26 protein-coding genes are annotated in these 24,939 nt (G+C 70.8%); 9 read left to right on the top strand and 17 right to left on the bottom strand.

Going from position 1 to position 24,939, the window contains the following annotated elements; all coding sequences use genetic code 11:
- Positions 1 to 131: 131 nt before the first annotated feature.
- The 3 genes from HHL10_RS26170 to HHL10_RS26160 all read right to left on the bottom strand — a co-directional run bounded on the left by HHL10_RS26170 (position 132) and on the right by HHL10_RS26160 (position 7,344).
- Positions 132 to 2,273 (bottom strand): S1 family peptidase, encoded by a 2,142-nt coding sequence (locus HHL10_RS26170; RefSeq protein ID WP_169163358.1) that lies wholly within the window; start codon positions 2,271 to 2,273, stop codon positions 132 to 134.
- Positions 2,270 to 3,844 (bottom strand): toll/interleukin-1 receptor domain-containing protein, encoded by a 1,575-nt coding sequence (locus tag HHL10_RS26165; protein WP_169163357.1) that lies wholly within the window; start codon positions 3,842 to 3,844, stop codon positions 2,270 to 2,272. Before HHL10_RS26165 ends, HHL10_RS26170 begins: the two co-directional genes overlap by 4 nt.
- A gap of 260 nt (positions 3,845 to 4,104) precedes the next feature.
- The gene (locus HHL10_RS26160; RefSeq protein WP_169163356.1) at positions 4,105 to 7,344 is read right to left on the bottom strand and encodes an Rne/Rng family ribonuclease; all 3,240 of its coding nucleotides are present in this window, start codon (positions 7,342 to 7,344) and stop codon (positions 4,105 to 4,107) included.
- A 541-nt stretch (positions 7,345 to 7,885) separates the two neighbouring features.
- On the opposite strand from HHL10_RS26160, the gene HHL10_RS26155 reads away from it, so the two are divergent.
- The 4 genes from HHL10_RS26155 to HHL10_RS26140 all read left to right on the top strand — a co-directional run bounded on the left by HHL10_RS26155 (position 7,886) and on the right by HHL10_RS26140 (position 11,017).
- Positions 7,886 to 8,899, top strand: a complete 1,014-nt coding sequence (locus tag HHL10_RS26155) for an RluA family pseudouridine synthase (protein WP_169163355.1) — start codon at positions 7,886 to 7,888, stop codon at positions 8,897 to 8,899.
- Positions 8,900 to 8,950: 51 nt separating this feature from the next.
- Complete coding sequence (locus HHL10_RS26150) at positions 8,951 to 9,613, top strand: HAD family hydrolase (RefSeq protein ID WP_169163354.1); 663 nt, start codon at positions 8,951 to 8,953, stop codon at positions 9,611 to 9,613.
- A complete protein-coding gene (locus HHL10_RS26145; RefSeq protein WP_169163353.1) occupies positions 9,606 to 10,028 on the top strand; it encodes a Rieske (2Fe-2S) protein in 423 nt (140 codons plus the stop codon). Before HHL10_RS26150 ends, HHL10_RS26145 begins: the two co-directional genes overlap by 8 nt.
- Positions 10,029 to 10,114: 86 nt before the next feature.
- A complete protein-coding gene (locus tag HHL10_RS26140) occupies positions 10,115 to 11,017 on the top strand; it encodes a S49 family peptidase (protein ID WP_375138984.1) in 903 nt (300 codons plus the stop codon).
- A 187-nt stretch (positions 11,018 to 11,204) separates the two neighbouring features.
- On the opposite strand, the gene pqqE is transcribed toward HHL10_RS26140, so the two are convergent.
- From pqqE to pqqA, 5 genes are all read right to left on the bottom strand, one after another.
- Entirely contained in the window at positions 11,205 to 12,368 is a 1,164-nt protein-coding gene (pqqE, locus tag HHL10_RS26135) for a pyrroloquinoline quinone biosynthesis protein PqqE (protein WP_169163351.1), read from the bottom strand.
- The gene (gene pqqD, locus HHL10_RS26130; protein WP_169163350.1) at positions 12,368 to 12,649 is read right to left on the bottom strand and encodes a pyrroloquinoline quinone biosynthesis peptide chaperone PqqD; all 282 of its coding nucleotides are present in this window, start codon (positions 12,647 to 12,649) and stop codon (positions 12,368 to 12,370) included. Before pqqD ends, pqqE begins: the two co-directional genes overlap by 1 nt.
- Positions 12,646 to 13,395 carry a pyrroloquinoline-quinone synthase PqqC gene (gene pqqC / locus HHL10_RS26125; RefSeq protein WP_169163349.1) on the bottom strand — a complete coding sequence of 250 codons (750 nt, stop codon included), beginning with the start codon at positions 13,393 to 13,395 and terminating at the stop codon, positions 12,646 to 12,648. The genes pqqD and pqqC overlap by 4 nt, the downstream gene beginning before the upstream one ends.
- A 2-nt stretch (positions 13,396 to 13,397) precedes the next feature.
- Positions 13,398 to 14,318: a pyrroloquinoline quinone biosynthesis protein PqqB gene (gene pqqB, locus HHL10_RS26120; RefSeq protein ID WP_169163348.1), complete on the bottom strand. Its 921-nt coding sequence runs from the start codon at positions 14,316 to 14,318 to the stop codon at positions 13,398 to 13,400.
- A gap of 84 nt (positions 14,319 to 14,402) precedes the next feature.
- Entirely contained in the window at positions 14,403 to 14,477 is a 75-nt protein-coding gene (pqqA, locus tag HHL10_RS26115; RefSeq protein ID WP_144290218.1) for a pyrroloquinoline quinone precursor peptide PqqA, read from the bottom strand.
- 181 nt (positions 14,478 to 14,658) lie between these two features.
- Between pqqA and HHL10_RS26110 the strand changes: the two genes are divergently transcribed.
- The 5 genes from HHL10_RS26110 (at position 14,659) to HHL10_RS26090 (ending at position 18,729) form a co-directional block, all read left to right on the top strand.
- Positions 14,659 to 15,552, top strand: coding sequence for an alpha/beta fold hydrolase (locus HHL10_RS26110; RefSeq protein ID WP_310734678.1), 894 nt, complete (start codon positions 14,659 to 14,661; stop codon positions 15,550 to 15,552).
- Positions 15,549 to 17,069 carry a HAMP domain-containing protein gene (locus tag HHL10_RS26105; RefSeq protein ID WP_169163347.1) on the top strand — a complete coding sequence of 507 codons (1,521 nt, stop codon included), beginning with the start codon at positions 15,549 to 15,551 and terminating at the stop codon, positions 17,067 to 17,069. The genes HHL10_RS26110 and HHL10_RS26105 overlap by 4 nt, the downstream gene beginning before the upstream one ends.
- Entirely contained in the window at positions 17,066 to 17,695 is a 630-nt protein-coding gene (locus HHL10_RS26100) for a response regulator (protein ID WP_169163346.1), read from the top strand. Before HHL10_RS26105 ends, HHL10_RS26100 begins: the two co-directional genes overlap by 4 nt.
- A gap of 116 nt (positions 17,696 to 17,811) precedes the next feature.
- The gene (gene bfr / locus HHL10_RS26095; protein ID WP_169163345.1) at positions 17,812 to 18,291 is read left to right on the top strand and encodes a bacterioferritin; all 480 of its coding nucleotides are present in this window, start codon (positions 17,812 to 17,814) and stop codon (positions 18,289 to 18,291) included.
- Between the two features lie 174 nt (positions 18,292 to 18,465).
- The gene (locus HHL10_RS26090) at positions 18,466 to 18,729 is read left to right on the top strand and encodes a (2Fe-2S)-binding protein (RefSeq protein WP_169163344.1); all 264 of its coding nucleotides are present in this window, start codon (positions 18,466 to 18,468) and stop codon (positions 18,727 to 18,729) included.
- A gap of 71 nt (positions 18,730 to 18,800) precedes the next feature.
- Here the strand turns inward: HHL10_RS26090 and lysM are convergent, their stop codons facing one another.
- The 9 genes from lysM to HHL10_RS26045 all read right to left on the bottom strand — a co-directional run bounded on the left by lysM (position 18,801) and on the right by HHL10_RS26045 (position 24,898).
- Positions 18,801 to 19,346 carry a peptidoglycan-binding protein LysM gene (gene lysM / locus HHL10_RS26085; protein WP_169163343.1) on the bottom strand — a complete coding sequence of 182 codons (546 nt, stop codon included), beginning with the start codon at positions 19,344 to 19,346 and terminating at the stop codon, positions 18,801 to 18,803.
- 118 nt (positions 19,347 to 19,464) lie between these two features.
- Entirely contained in the window at positions 19,465 to 20,112 is a 648-nt protein-coding gene (ureG, locus tag HHL10_RS26080) for an urease accessory protein UreG (RefSeq protein WP_169163342.1), read from the bottom strand.
- 10 nt (positions 20,113 to 20,122) lie between these two features.
- Positions 20,123 to 20,806: an urease accessory protein UreF gene (locus tag HHL10_RS26075; RefSeq protein ID WP_169163341.1), complete on the bottom strand. Its 684-nt coding sequence runs from the start codon at positions 20,804 to 20,806 to the stop codon at positions 20,123 to 20,125.
- Positions 20,806 to 21,594 carry an urease accessory protein UreE gene (ureE, locus tag HHL10_RS26070; RefSeq protein WP_169163340.1) on the bottom strand — a complete coding sequence of 263 codons (789 nt, stop codon included), beginning with the start codon at positions 21,592 to 21,594 and terminating at the stop codon, positions 20,806 to 20,808. Before ureE ends, HHL10_RS26075 begins: the two co-directional genes overlap by 1 nt.
- Positions 21,595 to 21,655: 61 nt before the next feature.
- Positions 21,656 to 22,300: a LysE family translocator gene (locus tag HHL10_RS26065; RefSeq protein ID WP_169163339.1), complete on the bottom strand. Its 645-nt coding sequence runs from the start codon at positions 22,298 to 22,300 to the stop codon at positions 21,656 to 21,658.
- Between the two features lie 46 nt (positions 22,301 to 22,346).
- Positions 22,347 to 24,080 (bottom strand): urease subunit alpha, encoded by a 1,734-nt coding sequence (gene ureC, locus HHL10_RS26060; protein ID WP_169163338.1) that lies wholly within the window; start codon positions 24,078 to 24,080, stop codon positions 22,347 to 22,349.
- On the bottom strand, positions 24,081 to 24,389 hold the full coding sequence (locus tag HHL10_RS26055; protein WP_169163337.1) for an urease subunit beta: 309 nt from the start codon (positions 24,387 to 24,389) through the stop codon (positions 24,081 to 24,083). It lies immediately after the preceding gene.
- Positions 24,386 to 24,553 (bottom strand): hypothetical protein, encoded by a 168-nt coding sequence (locus tag HHL10_RS26050; protein WP_169163336.1) that lies wholly within the window; start codon positions 24,551 to 24,553, stop codon positions 24,386 to 24,388. The genes HHL10_RS26055 and HHL10_RS26050 overlap by 4 nt, the downstream gene beginning before the upstream one ends.
- 42 nt (positions 24,554 to 24,595) lie before the next feature.
- Positions 24,596 to 24,898: an urease subunit gamma gene (locus HHL10_RS26045; protein WP_169163335.1), complete on the bottom strand. Its 303-nt coding sequence runs from the start codon at positions 24,896 to 24,898 to the stop codon at positions 24,596 to 24,598.
- Positions 24,899 to 24,939 lie beyond the last annotated feature (41 nt).

Genomic DNA, 24,939 nt, shown 5'->3' with positions numbered 1-24,939 from the left:
CGCCGCGCGGCCAAGCCCGCGGTTAAGAAGGACTACGTCAGCCACCGCGAAGCCTCGCGCCATGTCGCCACAGCGCGTGTTCTGGCCCGCGGTCGCCTTGACTGATCAACGCACCTTGAAAGGGGTGTCCTTCAGGGGCCCCCGCAGCCCCCTCCCAGCTCGCGCCCGAACGTGGCCTGGACGCGCGAGGCCGGGATCAGGAAGTGCCTCGATGCGCTGCCGCCCATGCCATAGGCGCCGATGCCGATGACGCGCTGCGATGAGGCCTCGACCACCGGTGCGCCGCTGAAGCCCGGGCTGGCGTTCAGATCGACTTCGATCAGATCCTGGCTCGGGGGGATGCCCGCGAGTTTTCCAAGGGATACGTCCACGGCGGTGACGCTCCCCGTCGCCGTGCTCCAGCGCTGCTGGCCCTCGATGCTCAGCACCGCTACCGCGGCGCCCGCCCTCGGGGGGCGGTCGCTCAGGTGCAGACAGGGGTGGGGCGCGGCGCCTTGAACCTGCAGGAGTGCCAGATCGCGCTCGCGATCCACACGCACCAGCCGGACCGGGAAGGGACGATTCTGGGCATCGACCACACGCAGGCTGGACTCCGGCGCGTTGCCGATCACATGTGCGACCGTGACCGCGAGGCCCCCGGCGGTGACGAAGAAGCCCGTCGCGATGCCCTGAGCCTCGACGCGCAGCACCGCCGGGCGCACCGGCTCCAGCAGCTTGCCAACCACGAGCTGCTGCCGTTGGGCCCAGCGCTGGGCCTGCTCGACCTCGTTCTGGCGTGACTCGGCCAGCTGGCGCAGGCGATTGGCCTCGTCACGCTCCTGCTGGACCTGGACCAGCAGCGCCTCCACGCGCCGGCGCTGGCTTTCCGAGGCATTGCGCGCCACCAGCGTGAAGGCCGCGAACAGCAGCAGTGCCGCCGCCGCCGCGCCGCCGGCCACGGTCCATCGCATCGTCCGGCTCTGGCGCGCGCGGCGGTCGCGCTGGCGCCGCTGCTCGCGCTCCAGCCGCACCACGTCGGTCAGGCGGTCGTGCGTGAGTTCGACGCGCGCCGTGCCGAGCTGATGCTCGATGCGCAGCACGCGGCCGTCCACCAGCCGCTGCAGCAGCTCCTGGCTCAGCGCGCCGTGCTTGAGCGCCTCATCGACGGGAAAGCTGTTGCGGTAGCCGCCCTCGGTCAGCAACTCCTCTTCGATGAAGCGCTGCGTGGCCTCCGGCATGGCGGCGACCTGGCGCCGGTAGAAGTCCGCGATGATGGACGCGCCGGTGCCTTGCAACAGGTGGGTGTCGATGGCCGCTCGGGGTGGCGTGGCCTGGAGGCGGCGCTTGTTGAGCTCGGCGCACACGAGGCTCAGCAGTGCCGGCTCAATCTCGTGGCGGGCCAGCGCCGGCTCCAGCGGATTCATGGTGGCCGGATCGGGGACCTGGAAATGGGCCTGTGCGTCGGCGGTTTGTATCCGGCCCACGAACTTCACGATCTCGCGCGCGGTGTTCTCGTCCACCAGGCGCGCCGCCGATCCGGTCGCGAACACCGCCTCGAAGGCCTGTTCCGCGGTCATGGCGGTGAGCCACAGGCCGTTGCGCATCAGCGAGGGCATGTCGCGCCGCCAGGCTTCGACCTGGGGCAGGAAGTCCTCGCGAAAGCTGAGCAGGACCCTGTAGCGCTGGTGTCGCAGGTCCAGGTCCGCCTGCAGCGCCGGGTCGGCCTCGATGGCGCGCACGGTGGCGGCGGGGATGCGGTTCTCGACCAGGTCGGCCAGGTCGATACGCAGTTGCTTGATCCTTGGCGCATTGGCCGCGCCCAGCGTGAAGACCTCCTCGAACTGGTCGATGACGAAGAGCGGCACCAGCGGCTGGTTGGTGGGGCTCCACAGTGCGAAGCGGCGCTGGTGCAGCCGCTCCCACAGCGAGACCTTGAGGCCGCGCGGGGTGACATCGATGTCATGCTGGCGGGTTTCGCGGAAGAGCGCGGCGGCGATCTGCTCGATCAGCTCGCCTTCACGCGCATGCACCGCGAGGCGGACATAGACCGGGAAGCAGCCCTGCGCCCGCAGCCGCGGGAACAGCCCGGCCTGGAGCAGCGAGGTCTTGCCCAGGCCCGACTTGCCGTACAGCACGGTCAGCGGGGCTTGGCTCACCAGACGCGCCAGCTCGGCGCTCTCGGCGTTGCGGCCGTTGAAGAAGCGCGCGGCCTTCTCGTCGAACGCGTTGAGCCCCGGCCAGGGGTTCTGCGCGTCGATGTCGCCGTGGGCCTGGGCTTCGACGACGCTGCTCATGCCTGCCTCCGCAGCCGGTAGTCGCGAATGAGCTCCACCAGCCGCTCGCGCAAGGCCTCGCTGGGCCGGCCCTGCGGCGCGTGCCCGAAGTGCTTGCGCAGGAAGGCTGGCGGCACCAGCTGGTAGGCGTCGGCGTTGCCGGCATAGTCCGCGTCGATCACCAGCGGCACGATGAACGGCCGGCCTTCGATCTGGCGGGCCTGCTCGGCGGCCTGCGTCCATTCCTCGCGGAAGTAGCCTCGATCACGGGCCTCGGTCTGGGCCGAGATGAGCGGCAGGAAGATGTAGCAGCGCCTGATGGCTGCGGCGATCTCGCCGGCCCAGTCATGACCCGGCCGCAGTGCCGTGTGATCGAACCAGACGGCGTCGATACCCAGGGCGCGCAGCTCTTTTTGCAGGGTCTGGGCCGCGGTGAAATCGGCACGGGTGTAGCTGATGAAGAAGGTGTCCTGCGTCTGCGGCGCCGCGTGCGTCGCCACCGCCGTGGCGGCGAGGCCGCCGGCCGCGGGTGGATGGCGCGCGCGCCAGCGCCGTGCCAGCTCGGCCACGAAGCGCTGCGGGCTGCCACGGAACACGCTGGTCTGCCGGCTGAAGCGCTCCAGGAAAACGATGAGCCCGTCGGCCGGATCGCAGAAGTCGCCGACCAGGAACTCGCGCTTGGGACGCCGGTCGTCGCCCAGCCGGCTCTGGTTCGACAGGCGCAGAAAGAAGCGTGTCAGCCAGTCCGGAAAGCAGCAGCCGATGAGCAGCAGGTCATGCGTGCGCAGCTTGCCGATGAAGCGCTCCGGCACGTTGCTGCCGTGCGACTGCAGGTTGTGCACGTATTCGAGCGTGTCCTCGTCGTGGATGGCATAGAGCTGTGCGCTGCGCGCCTTGCCGAACAGGTAGAGCACGGCAGTGAGCTGCGACGACGCGAGATCGGCTTCCGCGAGGTCACGGAACTCGTCGGTGGGCAGGTTCGGGACGTGCAGGATCTCGCGCGTCTTCGGCGCCCCGCCGTGCCGCACTTGGTCAATGGCACGGACGAGGAGCTCATCGGGCGTGGTGGTGACGAACAGCCGGAACGCGTCCACGGTCGCGAGATCGAGCAGCGGCGCGGGCAGAGGCTCGGCGCAGTGCTGCACGATCTCGTTGAGCGCACGCTGCACCGTCGCGTAGGGATCGCGGCGGCGGTCGTCGAGCACGGCGCACACGGCGTCGTTGAGCGCGTGCCCGGGACGCAGCACGACGCCTGTCGCGCCCGCCTGGGGTGTCCCGGGGGCCGGTTGCCTGCCGTAGTGCTGCAGGAGCCGTTCGGCGACCGCCTGCATCAGCGGGACCGTGCGGCCCCGATAGGTCACGCTGACCAGGTCCGCGCCGATCACGGGGATGACCCGCCCTTCCTCGATGTGCGGGAACAGCGCTTCGAAATACCCGTCCTCATCCAGTGCCGGGACGGCGGCGTCCGGAGGGGCCGGCACGTCTTCCCAACCGCCGCCGGACACCTGATGGCCTGCAGGTTCAGTGTTCACGGGCCGCCCCTTTCGTGTCTCCAGTGCACAGCCCCGCCGCGCGACCTCGCCGATCCGCACGCAGACGAAGGGCTTCGGGCGGCGAGCTCCCACCGGAGAGTTTGTGCCTTCCGCGGCGCGGGCGGTGGAGGGCTGAGCACCCGTGCCTCGGTCGGCGTCGCTGCCGGAGCGGCGCGCAGGGCCCGAGCCGGCGGCCGCTCAACCGGGCGCAAGCGGCGCCGGCCGGATGTGAAAACGCCGCCGGGGCGAGCCTCCGGCGGCGTGTCGTTGTCGGTCCGTCGGGTCCAGCCCTGCGCCGCGGCACGGCACAGGGCTTCGCGTCACTGCACCGCTTCGACCTCGAAGGGCAAGCGCACCTGCGTGAGGTCCTTGCGCGTCTCCACCAGCACCAGCGGGCCTTCGTCCACCAGCACCACCGGCTTGATCACGCGCGGCACGTGCACCGGCTTGGGCTCGGCGGCAATGGCCTCCTGGGCGGCGCGCACCTTGTCGGTGTCGGAGTGCACCCACTGCAGCCCGGCCGACTCGGCCAGCGCCTGCAGATCGCCCAAGGGCAGCTCGAAGCGTGCCGGGGCCGGCTCGGCCACGGGCTGCGCCGCGGGCTCCTCGACCACCGGAGCCGCCTCGGCGGCCTCCACGGGCTGCTCGGCCTGCACCGGAGCCTCGGCCACGGGTTGCGGTGCTTCCTCGGCAGCGGCTTCCGTCACCGGCGCGGCGGTTTCGGCCGCCTCCGTCGGCGCGGACACGACCCCTTCAGGTGCGGCGACGGCTTCGAGGGCCGGCTCGCGCTCGCGGCGCGGACGGCGACGGCGGCGGGTGTCGGCCTCGCCGGTTTCCTCCGCGGCCGGCACGGCTTCCAGCGCCTCGGCCTTCTCGGCTTCCACCGGCTCGGCGACGGCGGTGTCGCCCGTCACCTCGGCACCTTCGGCGGCCACGGCTTCAGCCACGGCGTCGGCGCCTTCGCCTTCGGGACGCAGCTCGTCGCGATCCCGGCCACCACGGCGGCGGCGACGGCGACGGCCCTGCTCGGCCTGGGCGTCCAGGTCCAGCTCCTCGGCGACCGGCAGCTCCGGCGTGCCCGCCGTCAGCTCGGTCTCGACGGCCGGCTCTTCCAGCGGGGGCTGCGGACGCACCGGCTCGGCACGCGGGGCGCGGCGCTCGGCACGCTCCTCACGTTCCGGACGCTCGGCCCGCTCGAAGCGCTCACCGCGCTCCGCACGCTCGCTGCGCTCCTCGCGTTCCGGGCGTTCGGCGCGCTCCAGGCGCTCGGCCCGGTCCGCCCGCTCGACGCGTTCCGGGCGCTCGGCACGCTCGGGACGCTCCGCGCGCTCAGGACGTTCCGCCCGCTCGCTGCGCTCGGCCCGTTCCAGGCGCTCACCCCGGTCGGCGCGCTCCGCACGGTCGGCACGTTCGGGACGCTCCGTGCGCTCCGGCCGCTCGGCGCGCTCATGGCGCTCACCCCGTTCCGCGCGCTCGCTGCGCTCGGCGCGCGGCGCACGCTCGGCACGCTCCTCGTAGCCGTTGAAGGCCTCGAAGGGCTCGGCGCGGCGGCCACGCTCACGCTCGCCGTGGCGGGCTTCGCGGCCTTCGCCACCGCGGCTCTCGCGCGCTTCGCCGTTGCGGCGTTCCTCGTAGCGGCCGCGGCCACCGTCGCGGCGGCCGTTGCGCTCGCCGCGCTCACCACGCTCACCACGCTCCGAACGCTCGCCGCGCTCGCGGCGGCGGCTGTCGCGGGCCTCGGGGAAGGGGAAGCCATCCTGCGGCGCGGCCACGATCGGCGTGGCAACGGCAGCCGCCGGTACCGGCGCGGCGGCCTCCACGCCGAACAGGCGCTTGACCCAGCCGAAGAAGCCGCCGCCCGCGGGCTGCGCGGCCGGCGCTGCCACCGGCGCGGGGGCCGGGGCCGGCGCTACCACCGGGGCGGGCGCGGGGGCCGGCTTGGGCGGCGCGACAGGGGCGGGCGTCTCGGGCAGGATGCCCTTGATCACAGGCTCCTGCTTGGGCTTGGTCTTCTCGCGGCGCGTGATCCCGACCTCGTCGTCGGGCTCCTCGATCATCGTGTAGCTGGCCTGCAGGTTCTCCAGGCGCGGATCGTCGTGGCGCAGCCGCTCCAGCTTGTAGTTGGGCGTCTCCAGGTGCTTGTTGGGCACCAGCAGCACCGTCACGCGCTGCTTGAGCTCGATCTTGGTGATCTCGGTGCGCTTCTCGTTGAGCAGGAAGCTCGTCACCTCCACCGGCACCTGCACGTGCACGGCGGCGGTGTTCTCCTTCATCGACTCCTCCTGGACCATGCGCAGGATCTGCAGCGCGGAGGACTCGGTGTCGCGGATGTGGCCCGTGCCGTTGCAGCGCGGGCAGGTGATGTGGCTGCCCTCGCTCAGGGCCGGGCGCAGGCGCTGGCGCGAGAGCTCCAGCAGGCCGAACTTGGAGATTGAGCTGAACTGCACGCGGGCACGGTCCTGGCGCAGCGCGTCGCGCAGGCGCTGTTCGACCTCGCGGCGGTTCTTGGACTCCTCCATGTCGATGAAGTCCACCACGATCAGGCCGCCCAGGTCGCGCAGCCGCATCTGGCGCGCGATCTCGTCGGCGGCTTCGAGGTTGGTGCGGCTGGCGGTCTCCTCGATGTCGCCGCCGCGCGTGGCGCGCGCGGAGTTGACGTCGATGGACACCAGCGCCTCGGTGTGGTCGATGACGATGGCGCCGCCCGAGGGCAGGTTCACCGTGCGGGCGAAGGCCGTCTCGATCTGGTGCTCGATCTGGAAGCGGCTGAACAGCGGCGCGTCATCGCGGTAGCGCTTCACACGCGGTGCCATCTCGGGCATCACGTGGTTCATGAACTGCTGGGCCTGCTCGAAGATGTCGTCGGTGTCGATCAGGATCTCGCCGACGTCCGAGGTGAAGTAGTCGCGGATGGCGCGAATGACGAGCGAGCTCTCCTGGTAGATCAGGAAGGCGCCCTTGCCGGCCTGGGCGGCGCCGTCCACGGCGCTCCAGAGCTTGAGCATGTAGTTGAGGTCCCACTGCAGCTCGGCCGCGGAGCGGCCGATGCCGGCGGTGCGGGCGATCAGGCTCATCCCCTTGGGGTATTCGAGCTGATCCATCGCCTCCTTGAGCTCTTCGCGGTCCTCGCCCTCGATGCGCCGGCTCACGCCGCCGCCGCGCGGGTTGTTGGGCATGAGCACCAGGTAGCGCCCGGCCAGGCTGATGAAGGTGGTCAGCGCCGCGCCCTTGTTGCCGCGCTCTTCCTTTTCCACCTGCACCAGCAGCTCCTGGCCCTCGCGGATGACGTCGCTGATCCTCGCGTTCTTGACCTCGGCGCCTTCCTTGAAGTACTGGCGCGAGATTTCCTTGAAGGGCAGAAAGCCGTGGCGGTCCTCGCCGTAATCGACGAAGCAGGCCTCCAGCGAAGGTTCGACGCGGGTGACGACGGCCTTGTAGATGTTGCCCTTGCGCTGCTCGCGCCCTTCGATCTCGGTTTCGAAGTCGAGCAGTTTCTGGCCGTCGACGATGGCCAGCCGCCGCTCTTCGGGCTGCGTGGCATTGATCAGCATGCGCTTCATGTGCACTCCTGCGGCCTCGCGAGGCCGCCTCTCTCTGGCGCCGCCCGTGTCCTCCACAGGCGGCTGTCCGATGCACGAGAGAACGTGGAAGAAGCGTCGGTCAGGAATCGCCCGGGGCCGCCGTCAAGCCAATGCTCGGCACGGCAGCGAGGCTGCACGCGACACAGCAATACAAGCACTGAAGACGCTGCTCCGTGGCCCGTCGCCGCTGGCGGCAGGCATGCCGGCGGCGACCACGCCGGCATGCCGGGGTCGCTGGGCGGGCAGTTTGAGGGGAGTCGGCGGCAACTTGCGCACGGTCACTGGACGCTGGGGCGAGGCCGATAGCAGCCTCGCGCCCTTGAAAACCTTGTTCGGTCCCTGCAACAGGGGGGCTTCTTCTACGGTGTCTCTTCCGCTGCGCTGGGCCGACTGCCGGGTCACTTGGGGACCGGGCCCGCCGCCGGGCGACCGCGTTGCATCACCGGGTTTTGCGCTTGCGCGCAGCCGGTGCATGTTGCCGTGCCGCTAAACTCTGGAAAATCAAGCACTTACAACACACATGGGCCGACGCATTATAGGCGCCAATTCCGACGCGGCGCAGCCGCTTGTCAAGACCCCGGTCGCCGCGCCCGCGCCGGCCGTGCAGCGCCTCACGGTGGACGAGGGTTCGCAGGGCCAGCGCCTGGACAATTTCCTGTTGCGCGTGCTCAAGGGCGTGCCCAAGACGCACGTCTATCGCGTCATCCGCTCCGGCGAGGTGCGCATCAACAAGGGCCGCGCCAGCGCCGACACCCGGCTCGAAATCGGCGACGAGGTGCGCGTGCCGCCGGTGCGCCTGCCCGCGCCCACGGCCGCGCCGCCGGTGCCCGCGCGCGAGTTCCCGCTGCTGTACGAGGACGAGCACCTGCTGGTGATCGACAAGCCCGCCGGCGTGGCCGTGCACGGTGGCTCCGGCGTGAGCTTCGGCGTGATCGAGCAACTGCGCCGCGCGCGCCCGCAGGCGAAATTCCTGGAGCTGGTGCACCGCCTCGACAAGGAAACCTCCGGCCTGCTGCTCATCGCCAAGAAGCGAAGCGCGCTGACCTCGCTGCAGGACCAGTTCCGCGCCCGCGACACCGGCAAGACCTACGCCGCGCTGGTGACCGGGGCCTGGCCCGAGAACAAGAAGGTCATCGACGTGGCGCTTCACAAGTACCTGGACGCCGCCGGCGAGCGCCGCGTGCGCGCCGTGGCCGCCGACCATGCCGACGGACGCCGCTCCATCTCGCTGGTGCGCGTGGTGCAGCGCTTCGAGAAGTTCACCCTGCTGGACGTGACCATCAAGACCGGGCGCACGCACCAGATCCGCGTGCACCTGGCCAACGAGGGCTGCCCCATCGCCGGCGACGACAAGTACGGCGACTTCGCCCTGAACCGCGCCCTGGCGCGCGGCGAGCAGGTGCCCGGGCTGCGCTTCGAGCGCATGTTCCTGCACGCGCGGCGCCTGGCCTTCGACCACCCGGCCACCGGGCAGCGCATCGAGCTCGAAGCCCCGCTGCCCGAGGACTGCGCCCGGCTGCTGGAACACCTGTGACTGTCCCCGGGCCGCGCCGCCGCGGCCCGATCCCTGCTTTACACACCTTTCATGACTCTGCCCCGACGCTTCGACCTCATCGTCTTCGACTGGGACGGCACGCTGTTCGACTCCACCGCGCTGATCGTGCGCTGCATCCAGGACGCCTGCGCCGACCTGCACGCGCCGGTGCCCTCCGACGAGGCCGCGGCCTTCGTCATCGGCCTGGGCCTGCAGGACGCGCTGCGCCAGGCCGTGCCGGGGCTGCCAGCCGCCCACTACCCCGAGCTGGCGCAGCGCTACCGGCATCACTACTTCGCGCGGCAGCATGAATTTAGCCTGTTCAAGGGCACGCTGGAGATGCTGCAGATGTTGAAAGCCCGGCACCACTGGCTGGCCGTGGCCACCGGCAAGGCGCGCCGCGGGCTGGACGAGGCGCTGGCGCATTCGCAGCTGGCGGGGATCTTCGACGGCACCCGCACCGCTGACGAGACGGCCTCCAAACCCGATCCGCGCATGCTGCTGGAGCTGATGCGCGAGTTCGGCGCCGACGCGGAGCGCACGCTGATGATCGGCGACACCACGCACGACTTGCAGCTGGCCCTCAATGCCGGCACGCCCAGCCTGGCCGTGAGCTACGGCGCGCATGCGCACGAAGCCTTCGGGCCCTATGCGCCGCTGGCGGTCCTGCACTCCACGGCCGAGCTGCACCAGTGGCTGCAGGACCATGCCTGATCTGACGCCGGCCACCGCTACCCAGGCGCTGCGCCTGTGCGCCGGCGAGGAGCTGGCCGAGAAGGGCCGCGCGCTGGTGTTCGACGTGCTGCTGTGGGGCCAGCCCGCGCGCGCCTTCGCGCTGCGCTTCGAGGGGCGGGTGGTGGCCTACATCAACCGCTGCGCCCATGTGCCGGTCGAGATGGACTGGCAGCCGGGCGAGTTCCTGGACGCGGACCGGGAATGGATTCTTTGCTCGATCCACGGTGCGGCCTACGAGCCGGCCACGGGCCGCTGCGCGGGCGGCCCCTGCGGGCGCGGGCGGCTCAAGCCGCTGCGCGTCGAGGAACGGGGCGCAGAGGTGTATTGGTATCCTTGCGCCGACATCCGGCCGCCCGCGCCGGCTGAACCTTCTGCTGAAAGTTCCCCACCATGAACGACGAAGCCCGGCCCGGCGATGTGCCGGACGCCACGCCCATGCCCCGGCGCGATGAGCCGCCGCGCGCGAGCTACGAAGCCGTGATGGAGCAGGTGGCGCGCGAGTTCGTGCGCGAACGCCGCAGCGAGCGGCGCTGGCGCATCTTCTTCCGCCTGGCCTGGCTGGGCCTGTTCCTGGCCGTGGCCTGGGCGCTGCTGGTGCAGCGCACCCATGTGACCGCGCCCAGCGGCCCGCACACCGCGCTGATCGAGGTGCGCGGCGAGATCGCCGTGGACTCCGAGGCCAACGCCGAGGACATCGTCGCCGCGCTGCGCACGGCCTTCGAGGACAGCGGCGCGCGCGCCGTGGTGCTGCGCATCAACAGCCCCGGCGGCTCGCCGGTGCAGGCCGGCATCGTCAATGACGAGATCCGCCGCCTCAAGGTGATCCACAAGAAGCCGGTCTATGCCGTGGTGGAGGAGATGTGCGCCTCCGGCGCCTACTACATCGCCGTGGCGGCCGACGAGATCTTCGTGGACAAGGCCAGCCTGGTCGGCTCCATCGGCGTGCTCATGGACGGCTTCGGCTTCACCGGGCTGATGGACAAGCTCGGCATCGAGCGGCGGCTGCTCACCGCGGGCGAGAACAAGGGCATGCTCGATCCGTTCTCGCCGCAGAACCCGCAGCAGCGCGCCTACGCGCAGGCCATGATCGACGAGATCCACCAGCAGTTCATCAAGGTCGTCAAGGAAGGCCGCGGCGAGCGGCTGAAGGAGACGCCGCAGACCTTCTCGGGCCTGTTCTGGAACGGCGAGGACGCCGTGCGGCAGGGCTTGGCGGACAGCTTCGGCAACCTCGACCACGTCGCGCGCGAGGTGGTGAAGGCCGAGGAGGTGATCGACTACACGCCCAAAGAGAACGTGGCCGAGCGCCTGGTCAAGCGCTTCGGCGCCGCCGTCGGTGCCGGCGCGGTGCGGGCGCTGCAGGCGACGGTGACGCTGCGCTGAAGCGCGACCGAGGCCGGCCGCTCAACGCCGGCCTCAATCCTGGAAATGACGATGCCCGCGCCAGCGGGCATTTTTCTTGGGTGCTAGATGAGGCAGAGCGCTCGATTGTCCAGAAAGACTGGAAAGTGGCCCCATGCAGTGACCACATTGCTCGGTCTTCCTGACCAATCAAGCCGTCGGCCGGCATTCAGCCCTTGAGCGCCTCACTCAGCCGCCGCGAATTCCCCGGATCGCGGAACACCAGCGGCTGCTCGCGTACCGGCGCGGCGGCGCCGCTCTCGACCCGCTGCACCGCCTCCTGCACGAGGTGGTGGTGCGGGCTCTTGGCGCACACCGGGTCGGCGGCCTCGGCGTCCCGGGCGATCAGGTAGGCCTGGCAGCGGCAGCCGCCCAGGTCCTGCTCCTTGTGCTCGCAGCTGGCGCAGGGTTCCTTCATCCAGCCGGTGCCGCGGTAGCGGTTGAAGCCCTTGGAGTCGTACCAGGCGGCGCGCAGCGAACTCTCGCGCACGTTGGGGAAGCTCAGGCCCGGCAGCATCTTGGCCGTGTGGCAGGGCAGCACGTCGCCGTCGGGCGTGACGGTGATGAACATGTTTCCCCAGCCGTTGACGCACTTCTTGGCCCGGCCCTCGTGGTAGTCCGGTGCCACGAAGAACAGCTTCATGCGCTCGCCCAGCTTGGCGCGCCAGGCGTCGGTGACGGCCTCGGCGCGCTGCAGTTGCTCGCGCGTGGGCAGCAGCTGCTCGCGGTTGAGGAAGGCCCAGGAGTAGTACTGGGTGTTGGCCAGCTCCACGTACTCGGCGCCCAGCTCGTCGGCCAGGGCGATGATCGGGTCGATGTGGTCGATGTTGAGGCGGTGCAGCACCACGTTCATCACCATCGGCCAGCCCTGTTCCTTGATCAGCGCGGCGACGCGGCGCTTCAGCTCGAAGGTCTTGGTGTGGGAGAGGAAGTCGTTGACTTCCTTGGTCGAGTCCTGGAACGAGAGCTGGACGTGGTCCAGCCCCGCCTCCTTGAGCGCCCTGGCGCGCTGCGGCGTCAGGCCCACGCCGGACGTGAGCAGGTTGGTGTAGTAGCCCAGGCGGTGCGCCTCGGCCACGAGCTCTTCCAGGTCGTCGCGCAGCAGGGGCTCGCCGCCGGAGAAGCCGCACTGCACGGCGCCGAGCTCGCGCCCCTCGCGCAGCACGCGCAGCCAGTCGGCGGTGGAGAGCTCCTGCTCGTGCCGGGCGAAATCGACCGGGTTGTAGCAAAACACGCAGTGCAGCGGGCAGCGGTAGGTGACCTCCGCCAGCAGCCACAGCGGCGGGCCGGGGCGCGGGGCGACGGCCGCGGCGATGGAGGTCGGCGCGTTCATCAGGCGTCCCACTCCAGCCAGCGCTGGCGGCCGGCGATGTCCATGAAGGCCAGCACGTCGCCCTGCAGGCCCTGGGCGTTGAAGGCCGCTTCCAGCTCTTCCACGATCTGCGCCACGCTGCGGCTGCCGTCGCAGCGCTTCAGGATCTCGCCGCCGCTCTGGTTGAGTTTCACCATCCCTTCCGGGTAGAGCAGGACGAAGCAGTCCTGCACCGCTTCCCACTGCAGCCTGAAGCCGCGGCCGATGCGCGGCGTGGTCTCCAGCGTGGGCGCGACGTTCATGCATTGACCCCGTAGCGCTGCGCCATGGCGTCGTTCATGGCCCACAGGATGTCGAGCTTGAACTGCAGGATCTCCAGCGCCCGCTCCTGCAGCGCGCGGGTGTTGAAGTGGTCCAGCGTCACGGCCAGGCCCTGTTCCACGTCGCGCCGCGCCTGGCTGACGCGGTTGCGGAAGTAGCCCAGCCCCTCGGGCTCGATCCAGCCGTAGTGCTGCGGCCAGGTCGCCAGGCGCTGCTTGTGGATCTCGGGCGCGAACAGCTCCGTCAGCGAGGAGCACACCGCCTCCTGCCACGGCGCCTTGCGCGCGAAGTTGATGTAGGCGTCCACCGCGAAGCGCAGTGCCGGGATGACGTGGCGCAGGTCCAGCACCTCCTCGCGCGCCAGGCCCACGGCTTCCGCCAGGCGCAGCCACGCCTCAATGCCGCCCGGGTCCTTGATGCCGCCGATCTCGAACCCGTCGTGGTCCAGGATGCGCTGCACCCAGCCGCGGCGGATGTCGCGGTCCGGGCAGTTGGCCATGATCGAGGCGTCCTTCACCGGGATCGCGATCTGGTAATAGAAGCGGTTCGCCACCCAGCCGCGCACCTGCTCGGGCGTGGCCTTGCCCGTGTTGAGCATGACGTTGAACGGGTGGTGGATGTGATAGCTGCGGCCGCGCTCGCGCAGCTTCGCTTCGAACTCCTCGCGGCTCCAGGCCGGGCGCTCGTCGTAGGCGGGGGCGGCTTGATACAGGATGTCGGCTCGCATGGTCACAGCTCCAGGGTCATGCCGTCCTCGCACACGGTGATGCCCGCCTGGGTGAGCGCGGCGCGCTCGGGCGAGTCCTCGTCGAGGATGGGATTGGTGTTGTTGATGTGGATGAGCAGGCGGCGCGTGGTCGCGGGCAGCTGGCCGAGCCACTCGATCATGCCGCCCGGGCCGCTCTGGGCCAGGTGGCCGATGTCGCGCGCGGTCTTGCGGCTTAGGCCCAGGCGCTGCATCTCGTCGTCGGTCCAGAAGGTGCCGTCCACCATCACGGCGTCGGCCTGGTGCATGGCGTCGAAGACGGCGGCGTCGATCTCGCCCAGGCCCGGCGCGTAGAACAGGGTGCGGCCGCTGCGCGGGTCGGTCACCGACAGGCCGATGTTGTCGCCCGGCTCCGGCGCGTCGCGGTGCGGCGAGTAGGGCGCGGCCTTGCTGGACAGCGCGATGGCGCGGAACTGCAGCGGCGCCAGGCCCGGGATCTCGAAAGTGCTGCCGTCGGGCCGGATGCGGTGCCGGTCCACGCCGCAGTAGTGCGTGAGCACGCGCAGGATCGGGTTGCCCTCGCTGAGGTCCTGCGCCACGGCGTCGGTGCACCACAGCGGCAGGGGGCCGGTGCGCTCGCGCAGCATGAACAGGCCCGTGGCGTGGTCGATCTGGCCGTCGATCAGCAGTACCGCAGCGATGGCGCTGTCGCGCAGCGCGCGGCCCGGCTGCAGGGCCGGCGTGGCCTTGATCTGCTGGAGGACGTCAGGCGAGGCGTTGAGCAGCAGCCCGTCGCCGCCCGCGTCGGGCTGGATGAAGATGGAAGACTGCGTGCGCGCCTTGGCGCGCAGCGTGCCGGCGCGCAGCCCGGCGCAGTTGCGGCAGTTGCAGTTCCACTGCGGAAAGCCCCCGCCCGCGGCGGAGCCCAGGATGGTGATGCGCATGGCGTCCCGTGAATCCCGTGATCTGGATGTGCGCGGGGCGGCACGGCTTGCACCGTGCCGCCCCGGCTAGGCGCTGTCAGCGGATCAGCGGGCCGCCACGTACATCGTGATTTCGAAGCCGAAACGCAGATCGGTGGCGGCAGGGGTCGTCCATTGCATGTGAAGTCTCCTTTTTGGTGGGCGCGGCGCCTTGGGGCGTCCACGGGAACGTCGTTCCAGGCGCCATGGTCGCGCCGCGCGCCGCCGCGCCACAGGCCCGCGCTCTGGAATCGCACCTCATGAATTTCATGAATCTGCGCCTTGGCGCAGGGGAGACCCGGGCGGTGGCTACCATGCGCGCGTGACCGAGCCGTACGACTTCCCACTGCACACCCACGCACTGCCCGTAGGCGGCGGCCATGTGCTGCATGTGGAGGAATGGGGCCGCGCCGACGGCCTGCCCGCGCTGCTGCTGCATGGCGGCCCGGGCTCGGGCTGCAGCCCGCTGCTGCGCCGCGGTTTCGACCTGGAGCGCTACCGGCTGATCTGCCCGGACCAGCGCGGCGCGGGCCAGAGCACGCCGCGCGGCGAGATCGCCAACAACACCACTGCCAAGCTGCTGGACGACCTGTGGCTGCTGCGCCGGCGGCTGGGCATCGAGCGCTGGCTGGTGGTGGGCGGCTCCTGGGGTGCGACGCTGGCGCTGGCGCATGCGCTGGACCAGCCCGAGGCCGTCAGCGCGCTGCTGCTGCGCAACACCTTCCTGGCGCGCGAGTCGGACATCCAGGGCTTCTTCAGTGGAGCCCCGCAGGCGCTGGCCCGGGGCTGGCCCACGCTGCCGGAGCTGGACGAGGAGCCGGCCCGGGCGCTGGCGCTGCGCTGGTGGGGCTGGGAGCGCCACCGCAGCGGCCAGCCCGAGGATGCCCCGGCGCCGTCCGGCGAGGCGCTGGCCGCGCTGGTGGACCGCTACCGCGTGCAGGCGCATTACCTGCGCCAGGGCTGCGGGTTGCAGTCGCCGCCGCTGCTGGAGCGCTGCGCCGCGCTGCCGCAGGTGCCGGTCCGGCTGCTGCACGGTGCGCAGGACGCGGTGTGCCCGCCGCTGGGGGCGCAGGCCCTGCAGGCCGTCGTGCCCTGGGCGGAGCTGGAGCTGCTGCCCGGCGTCGGCCATGACCCGGCGCACCCGCTGCTGCAGGACGCGCTGCAGCGGGCGCTGGACGCCTACGCCGCGCGAGGCGACTTCGGAGAGCTGGAATGAGTGCGCCGACGCAGCCCGGGAAGCCGACGCCGGACAACGCGGCACCGGCCGCCGCCGCGCCGCCGCGCCGCGCCCGGGGCCTGCGCGCCCAGGTCAACGGCCTGGTTGGATTGCTGACCGTGCTGTTCGTGGCCTGGCTGCTGGTATTGAAAGTCAACAACCTGCGCGACTCGGTCAAGGAGGAGGTGGTGGCGGCCAACCGGGTGGCGACGCAGCTGCTCAACCGCATGACCTGGCTGGCCGCCTCGCAGGGCACCTCGGGGGTGTTGGGCTTCCTCAACGGGGTGGGGCGCATCCGCTCCAACGACGTCACGCTCACCAACGCGCAGGGGCAGCTGCTCTACACCTCGCCGCCGTCGCCCTACAAGGCCGGGCGCGACGCGCCGGACTGGTTCCAGCGCTACATCGCGCCCGAGCCGCTGATGCAGGCCTTCGAATTCCCCGGGGGGCGGCTGGAGGTCACCTCCAACGCCTCGCGTGCCGCGCTGGACGCCTGGGACGAGCTGATCCGCTTCACCACCAGCGCACTGGCGCTGCTGGTGCTGGTCAACGTGCTGGTGTTTTGGCTGGTCGGGCGCGCGGTGCGGCCCTTCGGGCGCATCGTGCGGGCGCTGGGCGAGCTGGAGTCGGGCCGCTTCGACGTGCGCTTGCCGCCGCTGCCCGGCCGTGAGGCCGCCGCCATCGGTGCTGCCTTCAACCGCATGGTCGGGCAGCTGCGCGCGCACATCGACACCGAGAAGCGCGCCGTGCTGGCCGAGCGCCGCCTGCTGGACAGCCGCGAGCTCACGCACTGGCTCGACCAGCACATCGAGCAGGAGCGCCGCAGCATCGCGCGCGAGCTGCACGACGAGCTGGGGCAGTCCGTCACCGCCATCCGCAGCCTGGCGCTGGCGGTGGCGCGGCGCGTGGACGACGCCGAATCTCGCCAGGCGGCGCAGCTCATTGCCGACGAGTCCTCGCGCCTGTACGACGCCATGCACGGCCTCATCCCGCGGCTGGCGCCGCTGGTGCTGGACAGCATGGGCCTGAGCGCCGCGCTGCAGGACCTGGCCGAGCGCACCCGCCGCGCCCACCCGGACCTGCAGCTCTCGCTGCAGCTGCCGGCGGCGCTGCCGGCGCTGCAGCCCGACGCGGCGCTGGCGCTGTACCGCGCGGCGCAGGAAGGGTTGACCAACGCGCTGCGCCATGGCGCGGCGCAGCGCATCGAGCTGCGGCTGTGGGCCGAAGGCGGCGAGCTGCGGCTGCGGCTGCGCGACGATGGCCGCGGGCTGCCCGCGCAATGGCAGGCATTGCCGGGCCACCATGGCCTGCGCTGGCTGGAGGAGCGGGTCGGCGGCCTGGGCGGCCGCATGAGCGTGCAGTCCGCCGCGCCGCAGGGCGTGGAGCTGCAGGTGGGGCTGCCGCTGCAGCCTCGGGACGAAGACCAGAACCAGGAGGGCGATGCCGCCGCTCCGCACAACGACCAAGGAGACACCGTGATGCCGATGCCGCGCGGGACTGGAAAGGAGGCGCCGTGACGCGGGTGCTGCTGGTGGACGACCACGCGCTGGTGCGCATGGGTTTTCGCATGCTGCTGGCCGATGCCGGCATCGAAGTGGCGGGCGAGGCCGGCGACGGCGAGCAGGCCTGCCAGCTCTACGCCTCGCTGCGCCCCGACGTGGTGCTGATGGACCTGTCCATGCCGGGCATGGGCGGCCTCGAAGCGGTGCGGCGGCTGGTGGCGCAGGACCCGCGCGCGCGCATCCTGGTGTTGTCGGCGCATGAGGACACGGCGCATCCGCAGCGCGTGCTGCGCGCCGGCGCGCTGGGCTACCTGGCCAAGCGCGCCGCGCCCGACGAGCTCGTCGCCGCGGTGCGCGCCGTGGCCGAGGGCAAGCGCCACGTGGACGCGCGCACCGCGCAGGCGCTGGCGCTGGCGCAGCTCGAAGGCGACGCCAATCCGGTGGACCTGCTCAGCGAGCGCGAATTCGCCGTCTTCATCCAGCTTGCGCGCGGGCGCAGCGTGGCGCAGATCGCCGCCGACCTGAAGCTCTCGCCCAGCACCGTGGGCACGCACCTCTACCACGTCAAGCAGAAGCTCGGCGCCAGCAACCAGTCCGAGCTGACGCTGGTGGCGCTGCGCTGGGGCTTGATCCAGGCCTGAGCCTTGCGAATGCGTCGCGTCCAGAGCAACTTGCCAGGGGCAAGCGCCGCTGGCCAATGGCGCCGGCCCACAATCCCTACCTTCCCGCTCAACAACAAGTGCACAAGGAGTGCTTCATGAAGGGTGATCCGCAAGTCATCGACTTCCTCAACGCCCAGCTCAAGAACGAGCTCACGGCCATCAACCAGTACTTCCTGCACTACCGCATGCTCAAGCACTGGGGCTTCGAGCGCATGGCCAAGCACGAGTACGACGAGTCCATCGAGGAGATGAAGCATGCGGACAAGATCATTGACCGCATCCTCATGCTCGAAGGCCTGCCCAACCTGCAGGACCTGGGCAAGCTGCTCATCGGCGAGAACGCCATCGAAACGCTGAGCTGCGACCTCAAGCTCGAAATCGCCTCGGCCGTGGTGCTGCGTGACGCCATTCAGCATTGCGAGTCGGTGCGCGACTACGTCACGCGCGACCTGCTCACCGACATCCTCGACGACACCGAGGAGCACATCGAGTACCTCGAAACCCAGATCGACCTCGTGGGCCAGGTCGGCGAGCAGAACTACCTGCAGTCGCAGATGGGCCACCACGGCAGCTGAGGCGCCACCCGGGCGGCGGCCCGCGGCGCCCACCCCGTCGTGCCGCCGCCGCCCGGAACTTCCCGCTTCTGGCGCCAAGTTGCGACAACGCAAAGCCTTGTGCGCGGGAAGGAATAATTGCTGAGAAGCATTCTCATTTGAGATACTGGCGCCACTTCATCAGTGAGTGCCGCCATGATCGTCTGCCTCTGCCACCGTATCAGCGACCGCGACATCCGCGAGGCGGTGCGCACCGGCACCCGCGACTTCGAGACGCTGCAGGACGAAACCTGCATCGCCCGCAACTGCGGCTGCTGCGAGGACTGCGCGGTGGAGACTTTCGACGAGGCGCTGGCTAAGCATGCCGCGTCCACCAGCATCGCCGCGGTGACGAACCTGCCCGCCGCCCCTGTGCCGGCCGCGCCGCGCCGCCCGGTGATTTCGCTGGTGCCGGTGTGAGCTGACGAATCGCCCGCTGCCGAAGCACAGATGCCCGCTCTTGAGCGGGCATCGTCGTTTTGGGGCCTGGCTTACTGCTTCGGCGGAATCCGCAGCATCTGCCCCGGGTAGATCTTGTTCGGGTCCGACAGCATCGGCTTGTTGGCCTCGAAGATGCGCATGTAGTCGTTGGCGTTGCCGTAGTACTGGGCAGAAATCTTGGAGAGCGTGTCGCCCGAGGCCACGGTGTGGAACTGGGCCGGCGCCTGGGCCGCGTCCTGCACCTGGCCCGTGCCGACGGCGGCCTGGGCCTGGCCGGCCACCGTCATCTGGTCCGTCACGCCCGCCACGCCCTGCACGTTGCCGGCGGCCAGCAGCACCTTCTCCTTGGTCGCCTGGTCCGGCGCCTGGCCGGTGACGGTGGCGGTGGAGCTGGCGCCGTCGAAAGCCACCTGCAGCCCCTGCACCTGCAGGCCGAGCTGCTGCACGTAGCGCTCGATGGCGTCGCCGGCTTCCTGGTTGAGCTTGGCCACGTCGGCCTGGGTCGGCGCTGCGGCGGGGGCAGCGGCGGCTGGCTTGTCCTGGCCGCGGTGGAACAGCTTCTCGCCGGCTTCCTTCACGAAGTTCAACAGGCCCATGGGTGCTCCTTGCATGAATTGGGACCGCTACTGTCAGCAGGCGGCGTGCCCTTGGACGCACCCGGAGGCCCGTGGATACGGCAGTGACAACGCGCGCGGTGTTGTCACTGCCGTTCACTCAGGCCGCGCGCAGCATCCCGCGCGTCTCGATGAAGTCCACCACTTCCTGCAGGCCGGCCTTCGTGCGCAGGTTGCTCATCACGAAGGGCTTGTTGGGGCGCATGCGCCGGGTGTCGGCCTCCATCACCGAGAGGTCGGCGCCGACATGGGGCGCGAGGTCGGTCTTGTTGATGACGAACAGGTCGCTCTTGGTGATGCCGGGGCCGCCCTTGCGCGGGATCTTCTCGCCTGCGGCCACGTCGATGACGTAGATCGTCAGGTCCGACAGCTCGGGGCTGAAGGTGGCGGCCAGGTTGTCGCCGCCGGACTCGATGAAGACGACGTCGGCGTCCGGAAATTTCTCCAGCATCCGGTCCACGGCTTCGAGGTTGATGGACGCGTCCTCGCGGATCGCCGTGTGCGGGCAGCCGCCGGTTTCCACGCCCATGATGCGCTCCGGGTCCAGCGCGCCGGCCACGGTCAGCAGGCGCTGGTCTTCCTTGGTGTAGATGTCGTTGGTCACCACCACCAGGTCCCAGCGCTCGCGCATGGTCTTGCAGAGCATCTCCACCAGGGTGGTCTTGCCGGAGCCCACCGGGCCGCCCACGCCCACGCGCAGGGGTGGCAGCTTCTTGGTGCGGCCGGGGATCGAATGCAGCTTGGTCATCGCTTGAGCTTCAGGAGCGGAAAAGTCGGGAGTACTGGGCTTCATGCCGTGCCGAGAGGATGGCCAGCATCGGCGTGAAGGCCTGGCGCCGGGCGTCGTCCAGGCTCAGCGCGTGTGCCACGGCAGCGGGGATGTCCCTGGCGAGCGCGGCCAGGATGCGCTGCCCGGCGCTCTGGCCCAGCGGCACGGCCTTGAGCGCCGCCTGCACCAGGTTCTCGGCCCAGCCGAAGGCATGCGCCAGCAGGGCCGGCTCCAGCGCCGCGCCGCCGCGCACGGCGCCCAGCGCCCAGGCCACGGGCCAGGTCGGCGGTTTCAACTGGCCCAGCAGCGTCAGGCGCGGGTCGTCGGCCGCTTCGGACTGGTTGCGCAGCCACTCCAGCATGGAGCGGCCCATCTGCTCGGACTGCTGGCGCAGCTCGCTGCTCTCGCGCGTGAGCTGCACCCAGTCGTTGAGGGCACGGATGCGCTGCTCGTCACCCGCCTCCCAGGCGGCATGCGCCGCCGCGACCACGGCCAGGTCGGCGCGCGCCAGCGACAGCTGCAGCTGGTCCAGCAGCCAGTCGCGGGCCTGGGCTTCATGGGTGACGAGCCCGGCCTCGACCGCCGCCTCCAGCGCCTCGGAATAGCTGAACCCGCCCACCGGCAGTGCCGGCGACGCGAGCCACAGCAGCTCCAGCAGCGCGCCCGGCGCCATCAGTGGTCGTGCCCGCAGCCGGGGCCGTGCACATGCGGCACCGGCGCGGCGGCCACGGCGATGCCGATGGGCTTGCCGCGCGCGGGCGCGGGCTGCGCGGCCGGGGCGTGCTCGTGCTGGTGGCCGTGATCGTGGGCATGGTCGTGGCTGCAGCCCGGGCCGTGCTCATGCCCATGGTCATGGCCGTGATCGTGCGCATGGTCGTGCCCGCAGCCCGCGCCATGGGTGTGCTCATGAGCATGCGCAAGGCCATGGTCATGCGAATGGTCGTGCCCGCAACCAGGCCCGTGCTCATGCTTGTGCTCCTGACCATGTGCATGCGCATGGTCGCCGGCTGCGTAGGCCCCGGCCGCGTAGGCCCCGGACTCGGGCTCGAAGGCGGCCTGGGCCTCGGCCACCTGCAGCCCCATCTGGCGCAGCATCTGCGCCAGCACGTGGTCGGGCTCCAGCTTCAGGTGGTCGGGTTGCAGCTCCAGCGGCACGTGGCGGTTGCCCAGGTGGTAGGCGGCGCGCAGCAGGTCAAAGGCGTTCAAGGCGCGCACTTCCAGCACCGGCTGCGGCGCGGCCTGCACCAGCACCAGCGAGCCGTCCTCGGCCACCAGCACGTCGCCGCCGCGCACCACGCTGCCGCGCGGCAGGAACACGCCGAGCTGGCGGCCCTGGCTGTCGGTGGCCTCGAAGCGGCTTTTCTGGCGGGTGTCCCAGTCCAGTACGACGGTGGCGGCGCGGCGGCGCAGCGCGGACGCCAGCGCTTGGCCACGGGGGAGGAGTTTGTTGACGGTCAGCATGCGGGGAGTATGCAGGGGCCCTGCCGACCGGCCGGCCGGGCAGGGTTTCACGGGCCGTGGCTCAGGCGCGCGGGCGCTCCGACAGCGCCGTCAGCAGCCCCAGCGCGATGAAGGACGAGCCCGCCACGCGCCGGCCCCAGCGCGCCTGCTTCACGCCGCGCTGCAGCCGCGGCGCCAGCGCGCTGGCGCCCAGCACGTAGAGCAGGTCGGTGCTGGCGGCGACCGCCACGAACAGCGCGCCCAGCAGCAGGCTCTGCGGCAGCACCGCGCCCTGCGGGTTCATGAACTGCGGCAGGAAGGCGGCAAAGAACAGCGCCGTCTTCGGATTGAGCAGCGCGACCACGAAACCGTCGGTGAAGACGCGGCGATGGCTCTGCGCGCGCAGCCGCGGCGCGTCGGCCGGGGCATCGCCCTGGCGCCACATGCGCAGGCCCAGGTAAATCAGGTACAGCGCGCCCAGCCACTTCACCACCGTGAAGGCCGCGGCCGAGACGGCGAACAGCGCCGCCAGCCCCAGCGCCGCGCCGGCGGCGTTGCCCAGGTTCCCGAGCGCCACGCCCGCCACCGAGGCCAGCCCGCTGGCGCGGCCCTGCGCCAGCGTGCGCGTGAGGATGTAGACCACGGCCGGCCCCGGCGTCACCGCGAGCACCAGGCTCGCGCCAAGGAAGGCCAGCAGGAGGGGTAATGGGGGGAGGAGAGTGTCCATGGCGAGATGCTGAACCCGGCGGCGCGCCGCCGGGCGAATGTCCGCGTCAGAACAAAAAATACCGCTGCGCCATCGGCAACACCTGGGCCGGCTCGCAGGTGAGCAGCTGGCCGTTGGCGCGCACCTCGTAGGTCTGGGCGTCGATCTCCATGCGCGGCGTGTAGGCGTTGCGAACCATGTCGGCCTTCTTCACGGTGCGGCAGCCGCGCACGGCCGACAGCGTCTTGCGCAGGCTCAACCGCTCCAGCGTCCCGCCGCCCAGCGCCGCCTGCGACACGAAGGTCAGCGAGGTCGCCGACAGCGCCCCGCCGAAGGCGCCGAACATCGGCCGGTAGTGCACCGGCTGCGGCGTGGGAATGGAGGCGTTGGGGTCGCCCATTGCCGCCGCGGCGATGAAGCCGCCCTTGAGCACCAGGCTCGGCTTCACGCCGAAGAAGGCCGGGCGCCACAGCACCAGGTCCGCCCACTTGCCCACCTCGATCGAGCCCACCTCGTGCGCGATGCCCTGCGCCAGCGCCGGGTTGATCGTGTACTTGGCGATGTAGCGCTTCACGCGCCCGTTGTCGTGGCGCGCCCCGTCGCCCTCGCTCTGCAGCGGCCCGCGCTGCACCTTCATCTTGTGCGCCGTCTGCCAGCAGCGGATGACCACCTCGCCGACTCGGCCCATGGCCTGCGAGTCGGAGCTGAAGATGCTGATCGCGCCCAGGTCGTGCAGCACGTCCTCCGCCGCGATGGTCTCGCGCCGGATGCGGCTCTCGGCGAAGGCCAGGTCCTCGGCGATGGACGCGTCCAGGTGGTGGCACACCATCAGCATGTCCAGGTGCTCGTCCAGCGTGTTGACCGTGTACGGCCGCGTCGGGTTGGTGGACGAGGGCAGCACGTTGGCCTCACCGACCACGCGCATGATGTCCGGCGCATGCCCGCCGCCCGCGCCCTCGGTGTGGAAGGTGTGGATGGTGCGGCCCTTGAAGGCGGCGATGGTGTCCTCCACGAAGCCCGACTCGTTGAGCGTGTCGGTGTGGATCGCCACCTGCGTGTCGGTGTCCTCCGCCACCGACAGGCAGCAGTCGATGGCTGCCGGCGTGGTGCCCCAGTCCTCGTGCAGCTTCAGCCCCAGCGCGCCGGCCTCGATCTGCTGGCGCAGCGCCTGCGGCCGGCTGGCGTTGCCCTTGCCCATGAAGCCGATGTTCATGGGGAAGGCCTCGGCCGCCTGGAGCATGCGCGCGATGTTCTCGGGCCCGGGCGTGCAGGTGGTGGCGAAGGTGCCGGTGGCCGGGCCGGTGCCGCCGCCGATCATGGTGGTGACGCCGGAGTTCAGCGCCTCCTCGATCTGCTGCGGGCAGATCCAGTGGATGTGCGTGTCGATGCCGCCGGCGGTGACGATCATTCCCTCGGCCGCGATGATCTCCGTGCCCGGGCCGATGACGATGTCCACGCCCGGCTGCACGTCCGGGTTGCCGGCCTTGCCGATGGCGGCGATGCGGCTGCCGCGCAGGCCGATGTCGGCCTTGACGATGCCCCAGTGGTCCACGATCAGCGCGTTGGTGATGACGCAATCGACGGCATCCTGGGCACCCGGCCCGTTGGGCCGCTGGCCCTGGCCCATGCCGTCGCGCACGGTCTTGCCGCCGCCGAATTTCACTTCCTCGCCGTAGCCGCCGGCGGCCAGGGTGAAATCCTTTTCGACCTCGATGAGGAGTTCGGTGTCGGCCAGGCGCAGCCGGTCGCCCACGGTGGGGCCGAGCATTTCGGCGTAGGCACGCCGCGAGAGGGTTGCCATTCAGAGCTTTCCTTGAACGAGGCCCCTGAAGCCCCAGACCTCGCGCGTGCCGGCGTAGTCCACCAGCTCCACCGTGCGTTGCTGCCCCGGCTCGAAGCGCACCGCCGTGCCGGAAGCGATGTTCAGCCGCATGCCGCGCGCGGCCTCGCGGTCGAAGCGCAGCGCGCCGTTGGTCTCGGCGAAGTGGTAGTGCGAGCCGACCTGGATGGGCCGGTCGCCCGCGTTCTCCACCACCAGCCGCAGCGTGCGGCGGCCGGGGTTGAGCGCCAGCTCGGCGCCCTCGTCGGTGAGCAGTTCGCCGGGGATCATTTGCGCCGCGTGCTCCACCAGGCCGCCACCACCACGGCGGCCAGCACCACGTAGCCCAGCGTGTCGCTGGCATGCCAGTGCGAGGCGCCGGGCAGGCCGTGGCCCTCGTGCGCCTGCGCCAGGCCGGCCAGCGCGGCCAGGAGCGCGATCAGGAATTGCTTCATCGTTGTGCTTCTCGGTTGTGCATGCACCGTGGCGGTGCGGCTTCAGGCGATGGGTTGGTGCACGGTCACCAGCTTGGTGCCGTCGGGGAAGGTGGCCTCGACCTGGATCTCCGGAATCATCTCGGCAACGCCTTCCATCACGTCGTCGCGGGTGAGGAGGGTCTTGCCTTCGCCCATGAGCTGCGCCACGGACTTGCCGTCGCGCGCGCCTTCCATGATGGCGGCGCTCAGCAGCGCCACGGCCTCGGGGTGGTTGAGCTTCAGGCCGCGGGCGCGGCGGCGCTCGGCCAGCAGCGCGGCGGTGAAGATCAGCAGCTTGTCTTTCTCGCGGGGCGTGAGTTCCATGGCGCGCCTTCTTGCAGGACCGATGCCAGCGGCCGGACCCG

This window comes from Azohydromonas caseinilytica (genome assembly GCF_012927045.1).
GTDB lineage: Bacteria > Pseudomonadota > Gammaproteobacteria > Burkholderiales > Burkholderiaceae_C > Azohydromonas > Azohydromonas caseinilytica.
Note: the sequence above shows the minus strand (reverse complement) of the source record. Positions and strands in the feature narration are given on the sequence as shown.